The 24,486-nt window shown below is 46.5% G+C and carries 21 protein-coding genes; 2 read left to right on the forward strand and 19 right to left on the reverse strand.

Translation table 11 applies throughout. From position 1 onward, the window contains the following. The first annotated feature begins 14 nt into the window (after positions 1-14). On the forward strand, positions 15-2,576 hold the full coding sequence (mutS, locus tag VEJY3_RS13220; RefSeq protein WP_014232976.1) for a DNA mismatch repair protein MutS: 2,562 nt from the start codon (positions 15-17) through the stop codon (positions 2,574-2,576). A gap of 74 nt (positions 2,577-2,650) precedes the next feature. On the opposite strand, the gene rpoS is transcribed toward mutS, so the two are convergent. The 13 genes from rpoS to rlmD all read right to left on the reverse strand — a co-directional run bounded on the left by rpoS (position 2,651) and on the right by rlmD (position 16,765). Further along, complete coding sequence (gene rpoS / locus VEJY3_RS13225) at positions 2,651-3,637, reverse strand: RNA polymerase sigma factor RpoS (RefSeq protein ID WP_014232977.1); 987 nt, start codon at positions 3,635-3,637, stop codon at positions 2,651-2,653. 80 nt (positions 3,638-3,717) lie between these two features. Beyond that, complete coding sequence (gene nlpD, locus VEJY3_RS13230) at positions 3,718-4,641, reverse strand: murein hydrolase activator NlpD (protein WP_041170268.1); 924 nt, start codon at positions 4,639-4,641, stop codon at positions 3,718-3,720. A gap of 13 nt (positions 4,642-4,654) precedes the next feature. Then, positions 4,655-5,281 carry a protein-L-isoaspartate(D-aspartate) O-methyltransferase gene (locus tag VEJY3_RS13235; protein WP_014232979.1) on the reverse strand — a complete coding sequence of 209 codons (627 nt, stop codon included), beginning with the start codon at positions 5,279-5,281 and terminating at the stop codon, positions 4,655-4,657. Then, the gene (gene surE / locus VEJY3_RS13240; RefSeq protein WP_024372917.1) at positions 5,281-6,027 is read right to left on the reverse strand and encodes a 5'/3'-nucleotidase SurE; all 747 of its coding nucleotides are present in this window, start codon (positions 6,025-6,027) and stop codon (positions 5,281-5,283) included. The genes VEJY3_RS13235 and surE overlap by 1 nt, the downstream gene beginning before the upstream one ends. A 29-nt stretch (positions 6,028-6,056) precedes the next feature. Next, positions 6,057-7,100 (reverse strand): tRNA pseudouridine(13) synthase TruD, encoded by a 1,044-nt coding sequence (gene truD / locus VEJY3_RS13245; RefSeq protein ID WP_014232981.1) that lies wholly within the window; start codon positions 7,098-7,100, stop codon positions 6,057-6,059. A gap of 42 nt (positions 7,101-7,142) precedes the next feature. Next, the gene (gene ispF, locus VEJY3_RS13250) at positions 7,143-7,622 is read right to left on the reverse strand and encodes a 2-C-methyl-D-erythritol 2,4-cyclodiphosphate synthase (RefSeq protein ID WP_014232982.1); all 480 of its coding nucleotides are present in this window, start codon (positions 7,620-7,622) and stop codon (positions 7,143-7,145) included. Positions 7,623-7,635: 13 nt separating this feature from the next. After that, entirely contained in the window at positions 7,636-8,343 is a 708-nt protein-coding gene (gene ispD, locus VEJY3_RS13255; RefSeq protein ID WP_014232983.1) for a 2-C-methyl-D-erythritol 4-phosphate cytidylyltransferase, read from the reverse strand. Between the two features lies 1 nt (position 8,344). Then, entirely contained in the window at positions 8,345-8,626 is a 282-nt protein-coding gene (gene ftsB, locus VEJY3_RS13260; protein WP_014232984.1) for a cell division protein FtsB, read from the reverse strand. Positions 8,627-8,869: 243 nt separating this feature from the next. Continuing rightward, a complete protein-coding gene (eno, locus tag VEJY3_RS13265; RefSeq protein ID WP_014232985.1) occupies positions 8,870-10,171 on the reverse strand; it encodes a phosphopyruvate hydratase in 1,302 nt (433 codons plus the stop codon). Positions 10,172-10,252: 81 nt separating this feature from the next. Then, on the reverse strand, positions 10,253-11,893 hold the full coding sequence (locus tag VEJY3_RS13270) for a CTP synthase (protein WP_014232986.1): 1,641 nt from the start codon (positions 11,891-11,893) through the stop codon (positions 10,253-10,255). A gap of 214 nt (positions 11,894-12,107) precedes the next feature. Continuing rightward, on the reverse strand, positions 12,108-12,899 hold the full coding sequence (mazG, locus tag VEJY3_RS13280) for a nucleoside triphosphate pyrophosphohydrolase (protein ID WP_014232987.1): 792 nt from the start codon (positions 12,897-12,899) through the stop codon (positions 12,108-12,110). Positions 12,900-13,105: 206 nt separating this feature from the next. Continuing rightward, positions 13,106-15,325 carry a GTP diphosphokinase gene (gene relA, locus VEJY3_RS13285; protein WP_014232988.1) on the reverse strand — a complete coding sequence of 740 codons (2,220 nt, stop codon included), beginning with the start codon at positions 15,323-15,325 and terminating at the stop codon, positions 13,106-13,108. 120 nt (positions 15,326-15,445) lie between these two features. Continuing rightward, on the reverse strand, positions 15,446-16,765 hold the full coding sequence (gene rlmD, locus VEJY3_RS13290) for a 23S rRNA (uracil(1939)-C(5))-methyltransferase RlmD (protein ID WP_014232989.1): 1,320 nt from the start codon (positions 16,763-16,765) through the stop codon (positions 15,446-15,448). A gap of 192 nt (positions 16,766-16,957) precedes the next feature. Here rlmD and barA point away from each other — a divergent pair, with 192 nt between their 5' ends. After that, positions 16,958-19,756, forward strand: a complete 2,799-nt coding sequence (barA, locus tag VEJY3_RS13295) for a two-component sensor histidine kinase BarA (RefSeq protein WP_014232990.1) — start codon at positions 16,958-16,960, stop codon at positions 19,754-19,756. Positions 19,757-19,839: 83 nt separating this feature from the next. Here barA and acpS read toward each other — a convergent pair whose 3' ends face one another. The 6 genes from acpS to lepB all read right to left on the reverse strand — a co-directional run bounded on the left by acpS (position 19,840) and on the right by lepB (position 24,478). Then, positions 19,840-20,220, reverse strand: coding sequence for a holo-ACP synthase (gene acpS / locus VEJY3_RS13300; protein ID WP_014232991.1), 381 nt, complete (start codon positions 20,218-20,220; stop codon positions 19,840-19,842). 12 nt (positions 20,221-20,232) lie between these two features. Continuing rightward, positions 20,233-20,964, reverse strand: a complete 732-nt coding sequence (gene pdxJ, locus VEJY3_RS13305) for a pyridoxine 5'-phosphate synthase (RefSeq protein WP_014232992.1) — start codon at positions 20,962-20,964, stop codon at positions 20,233-20,235. Further along, positions 20,961-21,692, reverse strand: coding sequence for a DNA repair protein RecO (gene recO, locus VEJY3_RS13310; protein ID WP_014232993.1), 732 nt, complete (start codon positions 21,690-21,692; stop codon positions 20,961-20,963). Before recO ends, pdxJ begins: the two co-directional genes overlap by 4 nt. Before the next feature lie 105 nt (positions 21,693-21,797). Beyond that, positions 21,798-22,760: a GTPase Era gene (gene era, locus VEJY3_RS13315; RefSeq protein ID WP_014232994.1), complete on the reverse strand. Its 963-nt coding sequence runs from the start codon at positions 22,758-22,760 to the stop codon at positions 21,798-21,800. Beyond that, entirely contained in the window at positions 22,753-23,430 is a 678-nt protein-coding gene (gene rnc / locus VEJY3_RS13320; RefSeq protein ID WP_014232995.1) for a ribonuclease III, read from the reverse strand. Before rnc ends, era begins: the two co-directional genes overlap by 8 nt. 148 nt (positions 23,431-23,578) lie before the next feature. After that, the gene (lepB, locus tag VEJY3_RS13325) at positions 23,579-24,478 is read right to left on the reverse strand and encodes a signal peptidase I (RefSeq protein WP_014232996.1); all 900 of its coding nucleotides are present in this window, start codon (positions 24,476-24,478) and stop codon (positions 23,579-23,581) included. Positions 24,479-24,486 lie beyond the last annotated feature (8 nt).

Below are 24,486 nucleotides of genomic sequence, written 5' to 3' on the forward strand. Positions count from 1 at the left end.
TAAAGAACTTACCTGTGAAAGCTGAACAAAAACACACTCCGATGATGCAGCAATACCTCAAGCTAAAGGCTGAGAACCCTGATATTTTGCTGTTTTACCGCATGGGCGATTTCTACGAGCTCTTCTATGATGATGCTAAGCGAGCCTCTCAACTGCTTGATATCTCATTGACTAAACGTGGTGCATCTGCAGGAGAGCCTATTCCTATGGCGGGTGTGCCATTTCATGCCGTAGAAGGCTATTTGGCCAAACTTGTTCAGCTTGGTGAGTCTGTTGCAATCTGTGAGCAGATCGGTGATCCCGCGACCAGTAAAGGCCCTGTTGAGCGCAAAGTCGTGCGCATTGTTACTCCGGGTACCGTCACTGACGAAGCTCTTCTCTCTGAGCGCCTCGATAACTTGATTGCGGCGATTTATCACCACAACGGTAAGTTTGGTTACGCGACGCTGGATGTCACTTCAGGCCGTTTTCAATTAACGGAACCTGAAACCGAAGAGGCAATGGCGGCTGAACTGCAACGCACCGCACCACGTGAGTTATTGTTTCCTGAAGATTTTGAACCCGTCCATTTGATGTCGAGCCGCAACGGTAACCGTCGTCGTCCGGTATGGGAATTTGAATTAGATACCGCGAAACAACAACTGAATCAGCAATTCGGTACCAAAGATTTGATTGGCTTTGGCGTAGAACACGCGTCACTCGGATTATGTGCCGCAGGTTGTTTGATCCAGTATGTAAAAGACACCCAGCGTACTGCGCTACCGCACATTCGTTCTTTGACTTTTGATCGTCAGGATCACTCAGTTATTCTGGATGCCGCCACGCGTCGTAACCTCGAAATTACTCAAAACCTTGCAGGCTCGACAGACAATACGTTGGCCGCAGTTCTCGATCACTGTGCAACCCCAATGGGTAGCCGCATGCTCAAGCGTTGGCTCCATCAACCAATGCGCTGCATCGACACATTAAACAATCGCCTCGATGCCATCGGCGAAATTAAAGACCAAAGCCTATTTGCCGATCTTCAGCCCACTTTAAAGCAGATTGGTGATATTGAGCGAATTTTAGCCCGTCTGGCGTTACGTTCTGCCCGCCCTCGTGACATGGCTCGTCTGCGTCACGCTATGCAGCAATTGCCAGAGCTAGAAGCCATTACTGCCTCACTGACTCATCCATACCTCGTGAAGCTGGCTCAGTTTGCAGCACCAATCGATGATGTGTGCGAATTACTCGAACGTGCAATCAAAGAAAACCCTCCTGTTGTGATTCGCGACGGTGGCGTTATCGCCGAGGGATATAATGAGGAGCTGGATGAGTGGCGTAAACTCGCTGATGGCGCAACAGAATACTTAGAAAAACTCGAATCGGATGAACGTGAGCGTCATGGCATTGATACGCTTAAAGTTGGTTACAACAATGTGCATGGCTTCTACATTCAGGTTAGCCGTGGTCAAAGCCATTTGGTACCGCCACACTATGTGCGTCGCCAAACCCTTAAAAACGCAGAACGCTACATCATTCCTGAGCTGAAAGAACACGAAGACAAAGTGCTTAACTCTAAGTCAAAAGCACTCGCGTTAGAAAAGCAGCTTTGGGAAGGGCTGTTTGATCTGTTGATGCCGAACCTAGAACAGTTACAGAATTTGGCCTCTGCGGTTTCTCAATTGGATGTACTACAAAACCTGGCAGAACGTGCTGATTCACTCGATTACTGCCGTCCGACATTGGTCAAAGAACCGGGTATCCAAATCCAATCGGGTCGCCACCCTGTTGTAGAGCAAGTCACCAGTGACCCATTTATCGCCAACCCAATAGAGCTCAACCCACAGCGTAAGATGTTGATCATTACGGGTCCGAACATGGGTGGTAAATCGACATACATGCGCCAAACTGCATTGATCGCGCTAATGGCTCACATCGGTTCGTACGTTCCAGCTGAATCAGCTCAGATTGGGTCGTTAGATCGTATTTTCACTCGTATTGGTGCTTCTGATGACTTAGCCTCAGGGCGATCAACGTTTATGGTGGAAATGACGGAAACAGCGAACATTCTGCACAACGCAACGAAAAACAGCTTAGTACTTATGGATGAGATTGGTCGAGGCACCAGTACTTATGATGGTCTGTCTTTGGCATGGGCAAGCGCAGAATGGCTGGCAACACAAATCGGCGCGATGACACTGTTCGCCACCCACTACTTTGAGCTGACTGAACTACCAAGCCAGTTGCCAAATCTGGCCAACGTCCACTTAGACGCGGTCGAGCATGGAGACAGCATTGCGTTTATGCACGCAGTTCAAGAAGGTGCAGCCAGCAAATCATACGGTCTTGCGGTTGCTGGCTTGGCTGGTGTCCCAAAAACCGTGATCAAAAATGCGCGCGCGAAGTTATCTCAACTTGAACAGTTAAGTCATGGTAACGACTCCCCTCGCCCGGGAGCGGTCGATGTGGCGAATCAGCTCAGCCTTATTCCTGAGCCAAGCGAAGTGGAGCAAGCTTTATCAAACATCGATCCCGATGAGATGACGCCTCGCCAGGCACTTGAAGAACTGTATCGTTTGAAAAAAATGCTTTAGCTGTAATTGGATACCCTGCTTAAAACGCAAAAAGGCTATGGTTCCCCATAGCCTTTTCTCTTTATGTATGTCGATTAGTCATCTTCGACGTTAAACAAGTTCTCCATATTCAGGCCTTGTTTAATCAATACTTCGCGTAGACGACGTAAACCTTCCACTTGGATCTGGCGAACGCGTTCACGAGTAAGTCCAATTTCACGCCCTACTTCTTCCAGCGTTGAAGGTTCATAACCTAATAAACCAAAACGACGAGCCAACACTTCTTTCTGTTTCGGGTTTAGCTCTTCAAGCCAATGGATTAGAGAAGACTTGATATCGTCATCTTGTGTCGAAACTTCAGGGTCAGAATTGTTACCATCTGGAATGATATCAAGTAGTGCTTTTTCACCATCACCACCAATTGGCGTGTCGACAGAACTAATACGCTCGTTCAAGCGAAGCATTTTGCTGACATCTTCAACAGGAATATCAAGTTGCGCTGCAATCTCTTCGGCTGTTGGTTCATGATCGAGCTTCTGAGAAAGTTCACGCGCAGTACGCAAGTAAATGTTCAGCTCTTTCACAACGTGAATCGGTAGGCGAATAGTACGAGTTTGGTTCATCAACGCACGTTCGATCGTTTGTCGAATCCACCATGTTGCATAGGTAGAGAAACGGAAACCGCGTTCCGGGTCGAATTTCTCAACTGCACGGATCAAGCCAAGGTTACCTTCTTCAATAAGGTCAAGAAGGGCCAAGCCGCGGTTGCTGTAACGACGAGAGATCTTTACAACTAAGCGTAAGTTACTTTCGATCATGCGCTTACGAGCAGCTTCGTCGCCACGTAATGCGCGTCGAGCATAAAGCACTTCTTCTTCAGCAGTGAGTAGAGGTGAGAAGCCAATTTCACCTAGATACAATTGGGTGGCATCTAAGCTCTTGCTGCTTGCATCGAATTCTTCACGCGCAGCCGTTTTGCTTTCTGTGGATGATGTTTTTCCGAGTTGACTCGCAACGGTCTTCACTGACTCATCGTCAAAATCAAACTCTTCAACTTTGGTTACTGTGTTGCTGATACTCATAACGCCTCCCCCTGGCGAGTTAGCAAGACATGACAACTCAATATGTCGCTAAATGGTTTCGCAAGTTGTTATTCAAAGTTTTACGGTAAATAGCGTTTTGGATTCACTGATTTACCTTGGTAGCGAATTTCAAAGTGCAGTTTGACGGATTTCGAACCAGAACTACCCATGGTTGCGATTTTTTGTCCACTGTTAACACTTTGTCCTTCGGATACCAGCAGCTTGTCATTATGGGCATATGCGCTTAGATAATTGTCATTATGCTTCACTATAATTAGGTTGCCATAACCTCGTAGTGCATTGCCTGAATAAACAACAGTGCCGGCTGCGGTTGAAACGATAGGCTGACCACGCTGTCCTGCGATATCAATACCTTTATTTCCTTGTTCTCCCGCCGAGAAGTTCTTGATTACTCTCCCTTTTGTTGGCCACAACCACTTCGATACGTTCGCATTTTTAGTAGTCGTTGTAGACGGATTTTTCTTCACATTTTGGTTATCTTTTGAACCAACATACTCCTTTGTTTTGGATTGTTCAACCTTCTTTGGAGGCTGTTTTTGCACCACTTTAGGGGTAGTTGACTGCACTTTTGGGGTAGAGCTTTTACTTGAATCAACAGGCTTGGATACCGTTGATATTTTAGTCACTGGAGCCGGAGTCTTCGCAACTATAGGTGCCACAACGGGTTCCACTTTTTGCCCGAATTTCGGAGCAATATATTTCGGAGCCCAAAGTTTTAGACGCTGACCTGGATAGATAGTGTAAGGTTGAGCAAGCTCATTGTAACGAACGAGGTCATTTACATCCTTATCTGTGACGTATGCTATGAAATAAAGTGTATCTCCTTTCTTTACTTCATAGTAACTCCCTCTATAGCTGCCTCGCTCAACATTTGAGTAATCTTTTTTTAAGCTAGAAACAGGCGCTGGTGAGTGAGCCGCACAACCGAGAAGTCCTGCAGCTAACATAAAGCTAATACTAGTTTGACGTAATAACTTACTCACCTATCTTTGACCCTTACGCTAAATCACCCGCCACTAAAGGAACGAACCGCACCATCTCCACCACGGTGGAAAGGTACTCGTCGCCTTTACGTTCAATCTTCAATAGTTGTTGTTCCGTTTCACCAACAGGAATAACCATCCTACCACCGTCTTTCAACTGCGCCAGAAGTGCTTGGGGAATGACTTCTGCTGCTGCGGTGACAATAATGGCATCAAATGGACCTTTCGTTTCCCAACCAAGCCACCCATCTCCATGTTTAGTAGAGATATTGTAGATATCAAGTTGCTTGAGGCGACGCTTGGCTTCCCACTGTAAAGACTTAATGCGTTCAACGGAGTACACACGCTCGACAAGTTGCGCTAAAACCGCAGTTTGATAACCAGAGCCAGTGCCAATTTCCAAAACGTTACTTGAAGGCTCGAGTTCTAATAACTCCGTCATACGTGCAACAATGTAAGGCTGAGAAATAGTTTGTCCCTGACCAATCGGTAACGCATTGTTGTCATAGGCTTGGTGCATCATTGCTTGAGAAACAAACCGTTCTCTCGGCAGGTGATGTATCGCATCCAGAACACGTTGATCTTTAATGCCACTGGCGACGAGATATTCAATCAACCGGTCAGCATGTGGGTTACTCATTACTTCTCTTCCTTCAACCAACTATCCATAGCACGCAGTGATTCATGAGCCGTAAGATCAACTTGCAACGGGGTAATAGAAACCCGACCGCGCTCAATCGCATAAAAGTCAGTACCCTCACCGGCATCTTGCTCTTTTCCTGGAGGACCTAACCAGTAAATATCATGCCCTCGTGGATCTTTCTGCTTTATCATGTTCTCTGCGTGATGACGTGCACCTAAGCGGGTGACTTCAATTTGGCCCAGTTGTTCCAAAGGAAGATCAGGGACATTCACGTTCAACAAGCGGTTGGTTGGAATTGGCATAGCGAGATGTTGTTGTACGAGCTTGCGAGCAATTTTTGCCGCAGACTCAAAATGGCGCTTTCCAACCAATGAAAATGCAACAGACTGAACACCGAGAAAGTGCCCTTCCATTGCGGCAGCGACAGTCCCGGAATACAGGACGTCATCACCTAAATTTGCCCCATGATTGATACCAGTCAGAACAAGGTCTGGCAGGTCATCTTTCATTAACTCATTTAAAGCAAAATGAACACAATCCGTCGGTGTTCCCTGAACAGAATATGTGTTTGGTGCAATCTGTGTCACTCGAAGCGGCTGCTCTAAGGTCAGCGAGTTTGAAGCACCAGAACGGTTTCGGTCTGGCGCAACAATTGTCACTTCGGCAATGTCTCTTAATTCATCTGCAAGCGCATGAATTCCCTGAGCATAAACACCGTCGTCATTGCTAATCAGAATTCGCAGTGACTTAGCGTTTGGTGAATCTTGTTCCATTAGTATTCTCTTTCTACTTTTACCTCGTTGACTAACTCACGAACAATGGATGTAGCGAACGAGCCAGCATCTAATGAGAAAGTCAGCGTAATATTGTTACCTTCAACGCTCCAAGCTAGATCTTGCGGCTTTAGTGCAACATTACGGCGATCATGGCGCATGCGATTACCACGGATAAGCGCCATCAAGTCAGGCTCTTCATCTAGGAACGGTTGCTCTAATGCCAAAGCATCGGCTTGGGTCGGTAACGCATTATCACCAGCAAGTGCAGCCGTGATAGCCGCGTCTCCGTCGATAAACTGAGCTTGCATCGCCGCTATATTGCTCGCATCAACCGTCACGTTACCTGCGGAGGTTTGTGCAACATCACCCTCGACAAACTTGTCGAACATGCCCTGCTCTAAACGCGCAGAAACGATGCGGTTAAAAATCCAAGATCGCGCGGCTGACAGGTACATACTGCGCTTATTTTGATTTCGAGTACGTACGTTTTCACGCCCCCAACGACGGGCTTCTTCCAGATTATTCCCATCATTGCCAAAGCGCTGGGCACCAAAGTAGTTCGGTACGCCAACTTGTTTTATTTTTTCAAGACGACGCTCTACGTCCGCGATGTCTGTCACTTCAGACAAAGTGACGACAAATCCGTTTCCAACCAAATCACCCGGACGTAACTTTTTGTTGTGACGATCCGTTGCCAGAATTTCGATATTAGGGTACTGAGCTAAAAACGCGGAAAAGTCCGGTGTGTCACCTTTTGGTAAATGAACGCTCAACCATTGTTCTGTCACCGCATGGCGGTCTTTTAAGCCAGCCCAGCTCACATCCTTAGATTTAACACCACACGCTTTAGCTAACTCGTTAGCAACGAAGCTGGTGTTCTCACCCGTTTTACGAATACGCACCATCAAATGCTCCCCTTCGCCAGTAAAGGCAAAGCCGAGATCTTCGCTAACCTGAAAATGTTCTGGTTGCGCTTTGATTTTTGCTGATGCGACAGGCTTACCCGTTAGGTATGCCAATGAAGATAAAATGTCTGACATGATTTAATTCCACTGCTCTTGCAGCATTAGGGAACAAGTTGATTATTGTTGCTTAAACAAAAGAACAACAGCTTCTGTAGCGATGCCTTCTTTACGTCCTGTAAAACCTAGGCGTTCTGTCGTGGTTGCCTTAACGTTTATGTTACTGATATCAGTTTCAAGGTCTTGAGCAATGACCGCGCACATCGCTTCTATGTGCGGTGCCATTTTAGGCGCTTGTGCCATGATGGTAATGTCTGCATTACCTAATCGATAACCTTGTTCTTTTACTCTGCGGTAGACATCTTTCAGTAACTCACGGCTATCAGCACCTTTCCACTTGTCATCAGTATCTGGAAAGTGACGGCCAATATCACCAGCCGCGATTGCACCAAGCAACGCATCGCTCAACGCATGTAAGGCCACATCGCCATCTGAATGTGCGATAAGCCCTTGTTCATAAGGAACAGAGACTCCGCCAATAATAACTGGGCCTTCACCACCAAACTTGTGTACGTCAAAACCGTGACCAATTCGAATCATTTTCTATCCTTACTTATTCGCCGCGCTCACGGCTTAAATAAAACTCAGCTAATGCAAGATCTTCTGGTTGAGTAATTTTTATATTGCTCGCATTGCCCTGAACTAAAGCGGGCGCTTCGCCCTTCCACTCTAAAGCGGAGGCTTCATCAGTAATGGCGATACCTTGCTGTAAAGCGTCGCTCAGAGCATTTTTTAGGGGCTGAGTTTTAAACATTTGTGGGGTTAATGCATGCCACAATGCTTCTCTGTCGACAGTATGATCAATGTTTTGTACTGAATTAGCACGTTTCATCGTGTCTCTCACTGGTGAAGCAAGAATGCCGCCAGTAGGATGATCAACACAAACATCAATCAAACGGTCTATATCTGTTAACGTTACGCACGGTCTTGCTGCGTCGTGAACCAACACCCACTCACTGGCGAGTTGCGTACTCACATAGTTTAGCCCTGAAAGTACAGAATCGGCTCTTTCTTTGCCTCCATCCACACGTATCACGTCGGGATGATTTGCGATAGATAACTCAGGGTAATAAGGATCACCTTCGGTAACCGCCACCACTACTTTAGCGATTTTAGAGTGGGAAAGAAGCTTCTCGACCGTATGCTCTAACACCGCCTTTCCATCAATCAATAAATACTGTTTGGGGCGATCGGCTTTCATTCTGCTACCGACACCAGCTGCTGGCACAATAGCGATATGAGATGGGACAGTATCCAACATCTTACTGGTTTTCCTCACCAACAATTCGGTAGAAAGTTTCACCATCTCGGACTAAGCCAAGCTCATGGCGTGCTCTTTCTTCAATGGCATCAATACCTTGTCTTAGGTCATCAATTTCAGCAAACATTTCATTATTGCGAGCTTGTAGCTTGCTGTTTACTTGTTGCTGTACTTCGATTTCATCTTCTACTGCATAGTAATCAGACACCCCGTTCTTACCGAACCATAGAGTGTATTGAAGTAAGCCAAACAGTAACGTAAGGGCTATAACAAAGATTCGCATATCGTTGCTAACATTCTGTACCGGAAGGAATTAGATAAGATGATATATATAGCATAAATGCGGGATTGCCTCTAGGGCATAAAGGAAGACTCACAGACTCCTCACATGAAAGAGTGTAAAGAAAAGCTTTTGGAACCGTGTTCACATAAAGATTCTTCTCATAAAAAATCCCCAATAAACAAAAACCCCCGCCGTAGCGAGGGTTTCAAAAAGCTATTTAGCTAAACTTTATTCAATTAAGAATTAAGCTTGGCCTTTAACTTCTTTAAGACCGTTGAAAGGAGCGCGCTCACCTAGAGCTTCCTCGATACGGATAAGTTGGTTGTACTTAGCAACACGGTCAGAACGGCTCATAGAACCAGTCTTGATTTGACCTGCAGCAGTACCTACCGCTAGGTCAGCGATAGTTGCATCTTCAGTTTCGCCAGAACGGTGAGAGATTACTGCTGTGTAACCTGCGTCTTTAGCCATCTTGATTGCAGCTAGAGTCTCAGTTAGAGAACCGATTTGGTTGAACTTGATAAGGATAGAGTTAGCTACGCCTTTCTCGATACCTTCAGCAAGGATCTTAGTGTTAGTAACGAACAGGTCGTCACCTACTAGTTGAAGCTTGTCACCTAGTAGTTCAGTTTGGTGCTTGAAGCCAGTCCAATCAGACTCGTCTAGACCATCTTCGATAGAAACGATTGGGAATTGGTTAGCTAGCTCAGCTAGGTAGTGGTTGAACTCTTCAGAAGTGAAAGTTTTACCTTCGCCTTTCATGTTGTAGATGCCAGCTTCTTTGTCGAAGAACTCAGATGCTGCACAGTCCATAGCTAGAGTAACGTCTTTACCTAGTTCGTAACCAGCAGCTGCTACAGCTTCTGCGATAACTTCTAGAGCTTCAGCGTTAGACTTAAGGTTAGGAGCGAAACCACCTTCGTCACCAACTGCAGTGCTGTAGCCTTTAGACTTAAGAACTTTAGCTAGGTTGTGGAATACTTCTGCACCGATACGTAGACCTTCTTTAAGAGTTTTAGCGCCAACTGGTTGGATCATGAACTCTTGGATGTCAACGTTGTTGTCTGCGTGCTCACCACCGTTGATGATGTTCATCATTGGTAGAGGCATTGAGAATTGACCAGGAGTGCCGTTTAGCTCAGCAATGTGCTCGTATAGAGGCATGCCTTTAGCTGCTGCTGCAGCTTTAGCGTTTGCTAGAGAAACAGCTAGGATAGCGTTAGCACCGAATTTAGATTTGTTTTCAGTACCATCTAGTTCGATCATTACTGCGTCGATTGCAGCTTGATCTTTAGCATCTTTGCCAACTAGAGCTTCAGCGATTGCGCCGTTTACAGCTTCAACAGCTTTAAGAACACCTTTACCTAGGAAACGTGCTTTGTCACCGTCACGTAGCTCAAGAGCTTCGCGAGAACCAGTAGATGCACCAGATGGAGCTGCTGCCATACCTACGAAACCGCCTTCTAGGTGAACTTCAGCTTCTACTGTTGGGTTACCACGTGAGTCGATGATTTCACGACCTAGAACTTTAACGATCTTAGACATTAATGTTTCCTCTCGTTTCAAATATAAATGTCAATTTTAAAGGGCGGCAGCACAACCTTCGCCGCCGCCCGTATCCCTTACTTACTTCTCGAACTCGCCGCGTGAGAATTGACCCGCGGCCTTAACGAAACCTGCAAACAATGGGTGACCATCGCGAGGCGTCGATGTGAATTCTGGGTGGAATTGAGCCGCAACAAACCATGGGTGCTCTGGGTTCTCAATCATTTCCACCAGCTTCTTGTCCGCAGACAGGCCAGACACTTTCAGACCAGCTTTCTCGATTTGCGGACGAAGCACGTTGTTCACTTCGTAACGGTGGCGGTGACGCTCATGGATCGTCGCGCTACCGTATAGTTCGTAAGCTTTTGTTCCTTTCTGTAGGTGACAAAGCTGTGAACCAAGACGCATAGTACCGCCTAGGTCAGACTTTTCAGTACGCTCTTCAACGTTACCTGATTCGTCTACCCATTCTGTGATCAAACCTACCACAGGGTACTTCGTTTCTTTGTTAAATTCTGTTGAATGTGCACCTTCCATACCCGCAACGTTACGCGCGTATTCGATTAGGGCAACTTGCATACCTAGACAAATACCTAGGTAAGGAACCTTGTTCTCACGTGCGTATTGAGCTGCACGGATTTTTCCTTCAACGCCACGATCGCCGAAACCACCAGGAACCAGGATTGCGTCAAGCCCTTCTAAAAGCTCAACACCACGGGTTTCAATATCTTGAGAGTCAACGTACTTGATTGTCACGTTTAGACGGTTCTTCAAGCCTGCGTGTTTAAGCGCTTCGTTTACAGATTTGTAAGCATCTGGTAGTTCGATGTATTTACCTACCATACCAATGGTCACTTCACCAGTTGGGTTTGCTTCTTCATAAATAACCTGTTCCCACTCAGACAGGTCAGCTTCTGGAGCTGTAATACCAAAGCGTGAGCATACAAGGTCATCTAAACCTTGAGCTTTAATTAGTTGAGGGATCTTGTAGATTGAATCCACATCCTTCATTGAGATAACTGCTTTTTCTGGAACATTACAGAATAGAGCAATCTTCTTACGTTCGTTCGCTGGGATCATGCGATCGCTACGACAAACTAGAATATCTGGCTGGATACCGATAGATAGCAGCTCTTTTACAGAGTGCTGAGTCGGCTTAGTTTTCACTTCACCCGCTGCGGCTAGGTAAGGAACAAGCGTCAGGTGCATGAACATTGCGTTTTCACGGCCAACTTCGATCGCTAGCTGACGGATCGCTTCCATGAAAGGCAGTGATTCGATATCACCAACAGTACCGCCAACTTCAACAATAGCCACATCGTAACCTTCAGAGCCAGCGATCACGCGATCTTTAATTGCGTTAGTGATATGAGGGATAACCTGAATTGTTGCGCCTAGGTAGTCACCACGACGTTCTTTACGAAGTACGTCGGCATAAACACGACCTGCAGTGAAGTTGTTACGCTTGGTCATCTTGGTGCGGATGAAACGCTCGTAGTGACCAAGGTCAAGGTCAGTCTCTGCGCCATCTTCCGTGACGAACACTTCACCGTGTTGAGTCGGGCTCATTGTGCCTGGATCAACGTTGATGTAAGGGTCAAGCTTCATCATAGTCACTTTAAGACCACGAGCTTCTAGAATAGCCGCAAGAGATGCTGCTGCAATACCTTTACCTAGAGAGGATACACCCCCGCCAGTAACAAAAATGTAATTTGTCGTCATGTTTAACCTGAAATTGGTTGAATGAGGGAAATGGAGTGCTTCTGGACGGGAGATAAATATACCAGAAGCTCCTTACCGCCACAACGTGAAATCTATCACACTGCTATTTTTTATTTTTTGCTTCAAATCAAAGTGAGCAAAGAGAAGACGGGTGCATATTTATCTTCTGAGTCAAACTTGTCTCAAAACCGCTTCCTGTCGATTGACACACACTCTATTCTTCTTTTTTGACTTCATCCCAGAATTTATCCAGCTCAGTCAAAGAGCAATCTTTTAATCCCCTACCCGATTGAGCCACCTTCACCTCTACCTGCTTAAAGCGTCGCGCAAACTTTATATTCGCTTTACCCAAAGCGACCTCTGGGTCCTTACCAAGATGTCGAGCCAGGTTAACCGTAGCAAAAAGCAAATCACCCAGTTCGAGTTCTACTTTCTCATCGTCTGGGTCAACTTGAATCGCTTCTTCCACTACCTCATCGATTTCTTCCTGAACCTTTTCCACAACAGGCCCAAGTGAGTCCCAATCAAATCCGTATTTCGCACATTTTTTCTGAATCTTTGTAGCACGAGAAAGTGCAGGCAAAGAGTTTGGTATTGAGTCTAGAATACTTTCTTCTTGTTTGCCTACTTGTGCTTTTTCTTTCGCTTTTTCTGCTTCCCAATTGGCATTGATATCAGCATCGGATTCAAACTCCACATCGGAAAAAACATGAGGATGACGACGAGTTAATTTTTCATTTACGGTTTCAACCACGTCTGAAAAATCAAACAGATCCTGCTCTTTTGCCAATTGGCTGTAAAAAATCACCTGAAACAGCAAATCACCCAGCTCTTCTTTTAAATTTGGCCAGTCTCGATTTTGAATCGCATCCACAACTTCATAGGTTTCTTCTATCGTGTGCGGAACAATGGTGTCAAAGCTCTGCTTCAGGTCCCAAGGACACCCTCCCTCCGGATCACGCAACTGCGCCATGATCGCTTCAAGCTGTTCAATTGGATGACTCATATACTTTTCCCTTAAACAAAGAGTTCCTTTAAACAAAAAGGCGAGCAGCATAACCACTCACCTCTATATGATTTTATTGTTAACTCTCTAAATAGTTGACGTTGTAGCTAGGCGACAAACAAACGAGACGCCTGAGCATGGTTCACCATGTGATGGCGCGAGTGCGTGCCGTCAACAACGCTATAGCGACAACTATGACGAGAGTTTTAGCCGAGACGTTTTACAGACATCACATCTCTAATCTGCTCAACACGTTTAGAAACACGCGACAACGCCTCGATATTGGTCACTTCGAGATCAAAGTCCATGATGGCTAGCTGACGACGGTAATCGACACGGCTCTTCATGCTGGTGACTTTAATTTTCTCATTCGCAAATAGAGTGGTGATGTCTTTCAGCAAACCACCACGCTCCATCGCCTCAACTCGAACGGTGAGAATGTACGAACCGACAAAACCGCTGCCCCAGACGGTATCAATAATACGTTCTGGTGCGTGATGTCTTAGCTCTTCGAGCTGTTCACAGTCGCTACGGTGCACTGAAATGCCACGGCCTTGCGTAATGTAGCCACAGATATCATCACCTGGGATTGGCTGACAACAACGCGCAAGGTGCGTCATCAGGTTATCAACCCCTTCCACTACCACCGCATCTTTCTTCGGTCGGCTTTGTGCTGGCGCTTTGTGCTCGGCTTCTTGCAGCTTTTCTAGGGCTTGTTGGTCTTCTTCTTCCGCGGTTGGCTTGTTAACCAGTGCATTGATGTGGTTGATGATCTGGTTGATACGTAAGTCACCACTTCCGACACCGACGTACAGCTCATCTGGCGTATTGACGTTGAATCGCTTCAGCGCGTAACGCTCTGCATCTTTCATGGTCGCGCCAATTTTCACCAGTTCGTGCTCTAGGATTTCACGACCGGCCTCTAGGTTCTTCTCGCGACTTTGCTTGCGGAACCAAGCATTGATCTTGGCGCGAGCTCGACCTGAATGAACGAAACCTAGTGAAGGGTTTAGCCAGTCACGTGATGGGTTTGGCTCTTTCGAGGTGATGATTTCGACCTGATCGCCCATATGCAATTTATGGGTAAATGGTACTATTCGACCTCCGACTTTAGCGCCAATACAGCGGTGCCCCACTTCGGAGTGAATATGATAAGCGAAGTCCAATGGTGTCGCGCCCATTGGTAAGTCGACGACATCACCTCGAGGCGTAAAGGCATAGACGCGATCATCGAATACTTGGCTTCGTAGCTCGTCCAGCATTTCACCAGAATCGGACATCTCTTCTTGCCAATCAAGAAGTTTACGCAGCCAGGTGATCTTTTCATCGTACCCGCTACGTGCGCTCGCGCCTTCTTTGTACTTCCAGTGCGCGGCAACACCGAGCTCCGATTCCTCATGCATTTGCTTGGTTCGGATCTGGATCTCGATGGTTTTCCCTTCAGGGCCAAGGATTACGGTATGGATGGACTGATACCCGTTTGGTTTCGGGTTCGCCACGTAGTCATCAAACTCACTTGGCAAATGCTTATATTTGGTGTGCACAACACCCAACGCGGCATAACAGTCTTGCAGCTTATCGGCGATAATACGCACCGCTCTGACGTCAAATAACTCATCAAACGCCAGACTCTTCTTCTGCATTTTTCGCCAGATACTGTAAATGTGCTTTGGTCGCCCACTCACTTCAGCATTAATGCCACAAGCTTTCATCTCTTCTGTGAGGTCTTCAACAAAGTCTTTGATGTACTGCTCACGAACAATACGACGCTCAGATAACTGCTTCGCGATTTGTTTGTAGGTTTCTGGCTGCTGGTAGCGGAATGCGTAATCTTCGATTTCCCACTTGAGCTGACCGATACCAAGACGGTTCGCTAATGGCGCATAAATGTTGGCACACTCTTTTGCCGCAGCACGACGGACTTCGTCAGGCGCTTTCTTAACTTCAATCAGGTTACAGATGCGTTCTGCCAGCTTGATAACAACGCAGCGGAAATCATCCACCATGGCAAGCAGCATGCGACGCACGTTATCTACCTGAGACGACGCAGCGCCCCCTTCCATGGTGACATTAAGTTGACCGATGGCGGCCATCTCTTCAACGCCATCTATCAGCTTTATGATTTCTTTACTGTATTTTTCTTCCAGCAGTTCTCTCTTGAAAGCACCACTTGAAACCAATGGGAACAGTTGTGCTGCCACTAAGGTAGCTTTATCCATAGACAAGGTGATCAAAATCTCGATCATTTCTCGTCCACGCCACAGCAATAACTCCGCTTGCTCGTGATCTGCCAAAATGTTTTGGCAATCTCTGTACACTTCAATTAAGCGTGATGCTGTGTTTTTCTCTTGCCCCAGGCTAGCCACCCAATGCTCGAGTTCAAACTGTTCGTTTTGATTTAAATGCGCGCTTCTTACCGCAACCATCTCATCGTCCTAATTATTATATTCGTGTGGTTTGACTAACACCGTCCAGATTAGTTCTTTCGCCAGCATAGAGTGCTGGCTTTTTGACCCCACCACAAGTAAAGGGCCAACGCCCTATTGCTAGGACTTTTCAAACAAGGCCATGGATTCTAAATGGCTGGTATGCGGGAACATATCGAGCATACCTAATTTGGTTAATTTGTAGCCTTGTTCAATTAAGCTCTGACTGTCCCTTGCAAGGGTAGCAGGATTACAAGAAACATAAACCACGCGCTGAGCCCCAAGAGCGGAAACTTGATCGATGATCCCGCTCGCTCCGGCACGCGCCGGATCGAGCAGTACTTTATCAAACTTCTCTGCCGCCCAAACCTGACCGTCAAAGTCCTGCTCTAGGTTAGCGTGATAAAATTGTGCGTTGTTGATTTGGTTCAAGGATGCATTATTTGTCGCTTTTTCTACCATTTCAGCGACCCCCTCTATACCCACAACGTGTTTCGCCAACTTAGCGATTGGCAAGCTAAAGTTACCCAGCCCACAGAACAAATCTAACACTCGATCGCTGTCTTGCGGGTCTAACCACTGGATGGCCTGAGCCACCATTTTTTGGTTTACCGCTTGGTTGACCTGAATAAAGTTATTTGGCGTGAAAGGTACCTTCACACCATTTTCCTGATAAAACGGTATCTCGCCTGAAATTAAATCAAGCTGATCAGTTTGCGGCATCAGGTACAGCGTGGCGTTATGACGCTCAGCAAGCTTAACCAAAGCCTCAACTTCCGGTTCAGTCAGATTACTCATGTGGCGCAGCGTAATACAAGGTCCGTTATCGCCTAAGACCAGCTCAACATGACCAAGTTGATCGGGCTTTTTAAATTGTTTTAGCTCTGCGTAAATTTCCGGAAGCAAAACGTTCAGCTGTGGAGCCAACACTGGGCAATCGGTCACCTGAGCAATCTGTTTACTTTGTTTTTTTCGAAAACCAAAGTGCAGTTGGCGCGTTTTTTTATCCACAAACAGGCTCACTCGTGCTCGACGTCGATAGCCTAGCTGCTCGCCTAACACTGGCGCATCAAGTTCGATATCACTGCCTGCAAATTTTCGCATGAGCTGACGCAGTGTCTGCTGTTTGTGCGTCAATTGTTGGTCATATTCCAAGTGCTGTAAATCACAGCCACCACACTCATGGTAATGCGGACAGAATGGTTCAGCACGAGTGTCACTTAGCTGCAAAATTTTGATCAGCTTACCGCGGGCAAACTTACTTTTCTCTTCCACCAGCTGTGTCACCACTTCCTCACCTGGCAGCGCGCCATCAATAAATAGAGGCTTTTTCTTTAGGTAAGCGATACCCGCGCCATGATGATCCAAACGTTCAACGCGCACCTGCTGGTGACGAGTGTTGAGTTGGGTTTTCTTTTTCGGTTGAAAGATGCGTGCCATGCTCTGTGCCTGATTTGTGTCTAATTGCCCTACGGCTTCACTATTCTTGATTGCAGCCGTTGTGTGATTCGAGTGACTTGATTATGCTTACCGTTTATTCGGTGACGTCACTTCTTTACTCAAGGCATTATCGTGCGCTTGAGAAATAATGCGTTATTTTCCCATATCCAGACTCCGATGTAATTAGATAACATGACCAGATATGGCTTACGAGCACGTGTAATTACACTGACTCTCGCTCCCACTCTCATTATTGGCTTATTGCTGAGCGGCTTTTTCTCATTTAACCGCTATCAGGATCTTGAGAAACAAGTTATCACCACAGGTAATAGCATCATCGAACCGCTAGCGATTGCCAGTGAATCTCACCTACTGACAGAAAGCCGTGAAGCAGTCCGACGCCTTATCAGCTACGCTCACCGCAAAAACTCGAAACTGGTTCGAAGCATTGCCGTCTTCGATGCGCATCATGAACTGTTTGTAACCTCAAACTTCCACCCTAATTTCGAAGCGTTGATGTTTCCGAAAGATAAGCCTATCCCACAGTTGGGAAATTCGGAAATCTACGATAATTACCTGATTTTGCGTGTGCCTATTTTATCTGAAGGGCATTACCTGACGGATCTGTCTAACAAAAGCCAAGCGACCAAAGCCATCGGCTACATTGCTGTTGAGCTGGATCTCTCGTCTCTGCGCCTTCAGCAATATCAGGAAGTCTTCTCAGCCTTTTTGGTGCTGATTTTAGGACTCGGTCTTGCCAGCGTGTTCGCCTCTCGTTTAATGCATGATGTGACTCAGCCGATCACACACATGAAAAACGTTGTAGACCGTATTCGACGCGGCCACCTGGACGTTCGTATCGAAGGGAAAATGCATGGTGAGCTTGATCAGCTAAAAAATGGTATCAACGCTATGGCCGTCTCACTTTCGGAATACCACGTCGAGATGCAACACAGTATCGATCAGGCTACCTCTGATCTGCGTGAAACCTTAGAACAGCTGGAAATCCAGAACGTTGAGTTAGACATCGCGAAGAAGCGTGCTCAAGAAGCCGCACGTGTGAAATCAGAGTTCCTGGCCAATATGTCGCACGAACTGCGTACCCCGCTGAACGGCGTGATTGGCTTTACGCGTCAGATGCTCAAAACGCAACTTTCTAATAGTCAGACGGATTACCTGCAAACGATCGAAAAATCGGCAAACAACCTGCTGAATATTATTAACGATATCCTCGACTTTTCTAAACTGGAAGCGGGTAAGCTGGCTCTGGAAAACATCCCGTTTGATTTCCGTGAAAGTCTGGAAGAAGTCGTCAACCTTCAAGCGACCAGTGCGCATGAGAAAGGGCTGGAAATCACGCTCAAAGTCGATCCTAAAATTCCACCAGGCTTGGTTGGTGACCCTCTGCGTATCCAGCAAATTCTTACTAACCTGGTTGGTAACTCGATCAAGTTTACTGAACGCGGCAACATTGATATCAGTGTGGAAATGCGCTCCCAGTCTGGCGATTCGGTCGAATTGCAATTTATGGTTCGCGATACCGGTATCGGTATTTCAGAACGTCAACAAGCGCAGCTCTTTCAGGCATTCAGCCAAGCCGATGCCAGCATCTCACGCCGTTATGGTGGTACAGGTCTTGGTCTGGTCATTACCCAGAAACTGGTTAGCCAGATGGGCGGAGAAATCAGCCTGACCAGTCGCTTGCACCAAGGCTCTACGTTCTGGTTTACCCTGCGCCTCAACTCGACAGAAATGCCAATGAGCGACCTTATCGAGATTGAACTGCTTACTGGCAAACAGCTGTTATTGGTGGAACCAAACATGCAGGCAGCATCGGTAACGCAGCAGATCCTGAGTCAGGAAGGCATCTTAGTCACTTATCGCTCCTCGTTGCCTGAAGCAAATGATCACTACGATTACGTGTTACTCAATTTGGCTGCAAACCAGACTTACGATGAACAATCGGTTGAAGCCTGGATAGAACAAGCGAAGCAAATGGCACCAAGCGTGATCATGGGGACGCCAAGTACCGAGCTTGCTCTGGCAGACCAGATCATGAAGGAACATCAAATCCAGTGTTTGACCAAGCCTTTGTCCCGCCGTCGATTACTACAAAGTCTGATCAGCGAACATGTTGAATCGCCTCAGCCACTGAAAGCGCCAATTAAGACGGTAGAAGAAGAACGTTTACCACTGCACGTTCTCGCTGTTGACGATAACCCCGCCAACCTGAAGCTTATATCGGCTTTGCTGAAAGAGCGCGTTGAAACGGTAACCGCATGCAGTAACGGTCAACAAGCCGTGAATCTGGCGACCGAGAAAAAGTACGACATGATATTCATGGACATCCAAATGCCACATATGGATGGGGTAACCGCCTGTAAACATATCAAGCAGATTGAGCTCAACAAAGATACGCCAGTCATTGCGGTAACCGCACATGCGATGGCAGGCGAGCGTGACCGTCTACTCGCAGCGGGTATGGATGATTACCTCACCAAACCAATAGAAGAGCATGTGCTGCAACAGGTTTTGGTTCACTGGAACCCAAATGCTTGTGCGGAAAGCTTCAGAAAAGTCACACCTTCGTATGTTGATGAACAAGAAGGTGAAGCACTAAATGCAACAGAAAAGGCTCACCAAGATGTCATTATCGATTGGCAAGCCGCGTTGAAACAGAGTGCGAATAAAGAAGACTTAGCCAAAGATATGCTGCGCATGTTAATCGACTTTATCCCAGAAGTGGATGATGTGGTTGCTCAAGCTCTAGAAGAAGAAAACTTTGCCCGTGAAGAGCTTATTCATGTCATTCACAAGCTGCACGGCAGTAGCTCGTATTGCGGCGTGCCTAGGTTAAAATCATTGTGTGCGACGCTCGAGCAAGCACTTCGCTCAGGCGCTGAACTTGACGACATTGAGCCGGAAATGTTTGAGCTACAGGATGAAATGATTAAGGTCACGACTACGGCTAAGCTCTATCTAGAGCAGTAAAAGTCCGCTGACTAAAACGACAAAGCCAGAGCAGATGCTCTGGCTTTTTGCTATTTGGTTTCTTTACAAGAAATTCAAACGATTCAGGACTCTAAAATCACGGTCGCAACAGCGTAGTGTCTCTCGTCAGAAATCGAAAGGTGTACATGGCTCACCCCCAATTTTTGAGCTATTTGCTGCGCCGTGCCAGACAGGGAAATTATCGGTTTCCCCAGTTCATCGTTAGTCACGCAAAAGTCGTGAAAGGTCACTCCTTTTGCAATGCCGGTTCCCAGCGCTTTCGATGCCGCTTCTTTGGCTGCAAAACGTTTGGCAAGATAACGCCCTTTTTGCTTTAGCTGTGAAAACTTCAGAATCTCTTCTTCACAAAGAATGCGCTGAGCAAATGACTCGCCAGTGCGATCCAGCGCTTTTTCAATGCGCTCAATTTCCGCGATGTCGGTGCCTAAACCTAAAATAGCCATTCGTGAGCCTGATTACTTACGAGCTTCGATCATCACAGCTTTCATATCAGCAACCGCTTTCTCTAAGCCATCGAAGACAGCGCGGCCAATGATCGAGTGACCAATGTTCAGTTCGTAGATTTCTGGTAACGCTGCAATAGGAGCAACGTTATGGTAAGTCAAACCATGGCCCGCATTAACGATGATACCCAAATCGTCAGCATAGCTCGCGCCAGCTGCAATTTTTTTCAGTTCCGCTTGCTGCTCTTCCTCAGTTGTCGCATCAGCATAGTGACCAGTGTGAAGTTCAATATAAGGCGCGCCACATTGCTTTGCTGCATCAATCTGTTGACGGTCTGCATCGATAAACAGAGAAACTTTAATACCCGCTTCGGTTAGTTTCTCCGTTGCCGCCTTCACTTTAGCCAGTTGACCAACCACATCCAGGCCACCTTCTGTCGTTAGCTCTTCACGCTTCTCTGGCACTAAACAAACGAATTCAGGTTTGGTTTTCAGAGCAATCTCAACCATTTCATCGGTTACAGCCATCTCTAGGTTCATGCGCGTCTGGATAGTTTCACGCAGAATACGTACATCACGGTCCAAAATATGTCGGCGGTCTTCACGCAAGTGAATCGTGATACCATCAGCACCCGCTCGTTCTGCAATTTCAGCAGCATGAACAGGATCCGGATATTTTGTACCACGTGCATTACGTAAAGTAGCAATATGATCGATATTAACGCCTAAATAGATTGAGCTCATTTTCCATTACTCCGTGCTCTGGGTGTGTGAATAAACAATTCACGACTTTTTAAAGGTTTGCCGCCAAGATACGGCTTTAAGGCTATACGTGTAAAGCGTTTTGCCGCTTTTAACTGCTCTTTAGTGACAAAGCGCCGCTCACTGATTGCAATCAATTCATTACCCAAAAATGTCAGGTTGTCTCGCCTCACGGAAGCAATAAATCCCTTCTGCTCACGATAACGGTAAGTCATGTTCGCTTCGACAGGTTCACCTGTCCCTGCACAGTGCATAAAGTCGACGCCATACCCCATCGTCGAAAGCAAGGCCAGTTCAAATCGTCGCAGTGCTGGCTCAGGGTTATCACACTGAGCTAGCTCGGTTAATGCATGCAGATAATCGTGAAACAAGGCTGGCATTGGCACTTCTGCCATCAATACACGTCCAATCAATTCATTAACGTACATAGCAGAGTAAAGGTTAATACCTGTTAAGGGTAAGCCAAGGCTGATAGGTTCGGCCTGTCTTAAGGTTTTCATTGACCCTTTGCCTGACCATTTTAGTAACAGTGGAGTGAATGGCTGTAGCGCCCCTTTCAGGTTCGAACGTTTACTACGCGCGCCTTTGGCCATCAATGTGATGCGGCCATACTCCTCACTGAACACATCAAGTATCAAGCTCGATTCACTGTAAGGTCTTCGGTGCAAAACAAAGCAGCGTTGTAAGCCTTCAGAGGACTGGTTACTCATCTATATCGGTGTGCCTAATCGTCTAATTACTGAGTAATAAAAAATAAGGAGCCAAGCGGCTCCTTATTCTAATCGATGTTGGAGCGAAGTGGCTTCGCTTCAAGTTTATAGATCGTCGATGTAACCCAGTGAGCGCAGCGCACGTTCGTCGTCAGCCCAACCAGATTTCACTTTAACCCAAGTTTCGAGATAAACCTTACGACCAAACAGCTCTTCCATATCTAGGCGAGCTTCACGGCCGATGGTTTTGATCTTCTCGCCACCTTTACCGATCACCATTTTCTTCTGGCCGCTACGTTCAACCAGAATCAGTGCATTGATATGGAAGCCATCGGTTTCCGGGTTGTAGTCAAAACGTTCAATTTCCACCGTCACTGAGTAAGGAAGCTCCTCACCCGTGAAACGCATCAGCTTCTCACGAACAATTTCAGATGCCATAAAGCGCTGTGAACGGTCTGTCACGTACTCTTCTGGGAAGTGATGCGTCGCTACTGGTAAGTGGTCGCGTACATGTTTACGCAGTACATCGATGTTCTTGCCTTGCTTCGCTGAGATTGGCACAACGTCGACAAAGTCCATTTTCTTAGACATGTCCGCCATGTGCATCATCACTTCATTACGATCTTGTACGTTGTCGACTTTGTTTACACACAGCACAACAGGGAAGTTCGATTTCTGCAACTTCGTCAGTACCATCTCGTCGTCTTTAGTCCAATGGGTACCATCGACTAAGAAGAACACCAAGTTCACATCACTCAACGAAGAGTTTGCCGCGCGGTTCATCAAACGGTTGATCGCACGCTTTTCTTCAATATGAAGTCCAGGTGTATCGACATAAATCGCCTGGTAGTCGCCGTCAGTGTCCACACCCATAATACGGTGGCGTGTGGTTTGCGGCTTGCGAGAGGTAATCGAAATCTTCTGACCCAAGATTTTGTTTAAAAGGGTCGATTTACCTACATTTGGACGACCAACAATGGCGATAAAGCCGCAGTGCTGGTTTTCTGGTGAACTCGTTTCACCATGTGATGCAAAGTATGCATCGATATCGAATTCGTTATCAGCCATTAGTTAATTGCTCAAGTGCTGTTTCCGCTGCCGCCTGTTCTGCCTTGCGGCGGCTGGTGCCTTTACCGATTACAGGTTTATCCACACCTGCGACTTCACACTCAACCGTAAATTCTTGGTTGTGCGCTTCACCTTTAATATTAGTCACTGTGTAAACAGGCAGTGGTTTTCTTCTGCCTTGCAGGAACTCTTGGAGGCGAGTTTTTGGGTCTTTTTGTGATACACCAGGCTTAATGGCTTCAAGGCGAGACTTGTACCAGCTCAGTACAATGCCACGCACTGCTTCAATATCACTATCTAGGTAAATTGCACCAATAATGGCTTCCACCGCATCGGCTAGAATAGAGTCACGGCGAAAGCCACCACTCTTCAATTCACCTGGACCTAATTTTAAATAATCTCCTAGATCGAATTCACGACCCAGTTCCGCCAATGTGTGTCCGCGAACCAAAGTTGCACGCATACGGCTCATGTCACCTTCGTTCACTTTCGGGAAACGATGGTACAGATCATCAGCGATGACAAAACTTAAAATTGAATCGCCCAGAAACTCAAGACGTTCGTTATGCTTACTGTTGGCGCTGCGGTGAGTCAGCGCCAAGTTGATAAGCTCGGCATCTTTAAACTGGTAGCCGAGCTTACGCTCTAGTTTATCAATTGGAGAATTCATACTCTCTCGACATTAATGTTTATTTCTCTATATAGTTGAAGTTGCAGCTAGGCGACAAATAAATTCAGCCCTATGAGCATAGATGTACTATGTAACTAGGGGGGATTTATGCAGTCAACAACGCTGCGACTTCAAATATGACGAGAAGTTAGTGAATACCACCGATGCGGTTAAAACGCACACCAGTTGGAATCCATGAAGGTAGAACGCTATCTGCGCCACGCTCAAACTCGAAGCTGATCCAAATGGCGACAGCTTTGCCGACTAGGTTTGCTTCAGGAACAAAGCCCCAATAACGGCTGTCTGCACTGTTGTCACGGTTATCACCCATCACAAAGTACTGACCTTGTGGTACAACCCATTCTGTTGTTCCGCTACGTGGGAAGTACTGCTCCACATGATTGCGAACAATTGGGTTAACCAAAATATTGTGCTCAACGTTACCCAGTTTTTCATCCAACTGGATCATCGGGATACCATTTGAGCTAAATTGACTCTCTTCGACATTACTCAGTTTAACTGGCTTACAGCTCGATTCACCTTTGCTTTGAATACAAATCTGCTTGTCGTTTGAGTAACGCACGATATCCCCTGGTAGACCAACCACACGCTTGATGTAATCAATGCTAGGGTGAGGAGGATATTTAAACACGACGATATCGCCACGTTCTGGCTTGCCTGTTTCTACCAGCTCAGTACGCCATACTGGATCTTTCAGACCGTAGGCATATTTTTCTACCAGGATGAAATCCCCAACCAGCAAAGTAGGCATCATTGAGCCAGATGGGATTTGAAACGGTTCATAGATAAAAGAACGTAATACGAGTACAAACGCGATCACAGGGAAAATAGAGACGCTGTTTTCAACCCACCAAGGCTGGCGTTCTACTTTTTGCAGGGTGACTGCATCTAAGCCGTTAGCTGTTTGCGCTTCGATCTCCGCGACTTTTGCCTGACGTTTCTTTGCAAACACCAGTTTTTCCAAAAGCCAAACTACACCAGTTACCAAGGTCACGATAACCAGAATCAGTGAGAATGTATTCGCCATTAAATTCC

Origin of the sequence: Vibrio sp. EJY3, from assembly GCF_000241385.1 — a bacterium.
Lineage (GTDB): Bacteria > Pseudomonadota > Gammaproteobacteria > Enterobacterales > Vibrionaceae > Vibrio > Vibrio natriegens.

Coding starts and splice junctions, on each gene's coding strand:
- rpoS (WP_014232977.1), bottom strand. CDS start 3,637: ATGAGTATCAGCAACACAGTAACCAAAGTTGAAGAGTTTGATTTTGAC.
- VEJY3_RS13235 (WP_014232979.1), bottom strand. CDS start 5,281: ATGAGTAACCCACATGCTGACCGGTTGATTGAATATCTCGTCGCCAGT.
- truD (WP_014232981.1), bottom strand. CDS start 7,100: ATGTCAGACATTTTATCTTCATTGGCATACCTAACGGGTAAGCCTGTC.
- ispF (WP_014232982.1), bottom strand. CDS start 7,622: ATGATTCGAATTGGTCACGGTTTTGACGTACACAAGTTTGGTGGTGAA.
- ispD (WP_014232983.1), bottom strand. CDS start 8,343: ATGTTGGATACTGTCCCATCTCATATCGCTATTGTGCCAGCAGCTGGT.
- ftsB (WP_014232984.1), bottom strand. CDS start 8,626: ATGCGAATCTTTGTTATAGCCCTTACGTTACTGTTTGGCTTACTTCAA.
- eno (WP_014232985.1), bottom strand. CDS start 10,171: ATGTCTAAGATCGTTAAAGTTCTAGGTCGTGAAATCATCGACTCACGT.
- VEJY3_RS13270 (WP_014232986.1), bottom strand. CDS start 11,893: ATGACGACAAATTACATTTTTGTTACTGGCGGGGGTGTATCCTCTCTA.
- mazG (WP_014232987.1), bottom strand. CDS start 12,899: ATGAGTCATCCAATTGAACAGCTTGAAGCGATCATGGCGCAGTTGCGT.
- relA (WP_014232988.1), bottom strand. CDS start 15,325: ATGGTTGCGGTAAGAAGCGCGCATTTAAATCAAAACGAACAGTTTGAA.
- rlmD (WP_014232989.1), bottom strand. CDS start 16,765: ATGGCACGCATCTTTCAACCGAAAAAGAAAACCCAACTCAACACTCGT.
- barA (WP_014232990.1), top strand. CDS start 16,958: ATGACCAGATATGGCTTACGAGCACGTGTAATTACACTGACTCTCGCT.
- acpS (WP_014232991.1), bottom strand. CDS start 20,220: ATGGCTATTTTAGGTTTAGGCACCGACATCGCGGAAATTGAGCGCATT.
- pdxJ (WP_014232992.1), bottom strand. CDS start 20,964: ATGAGCTCAATCTATTTAGGCGTTAATATCGATCATATTGCTACTTTA.
- recO (WP_014232993.1), bottom strand. CDS start 21,692: ATGAGTAACCAGTCCTCTGAAGGCTTACAACGCTGCTTTGTTTTGCAC.
- era (WP_014232994.1), bottom strand. CDS start 22,760: ATGGCTGATAACGAATTCGATATCGATGCATACTTTGCATCACATGGT.
- rnc (WP_014232995.1), bottom strand. CDS start 23,430: ATGAATTCTCCAATTGATAAACTAGAGCGTAAGCTCGGCTACCAGTTT.
- lepB (WP_014232996.1), bottom strand. CDS start 24,478: ATGGCGAATACATTCTCACTGATTCTGGTTATCGTGACCTTGGTAACT.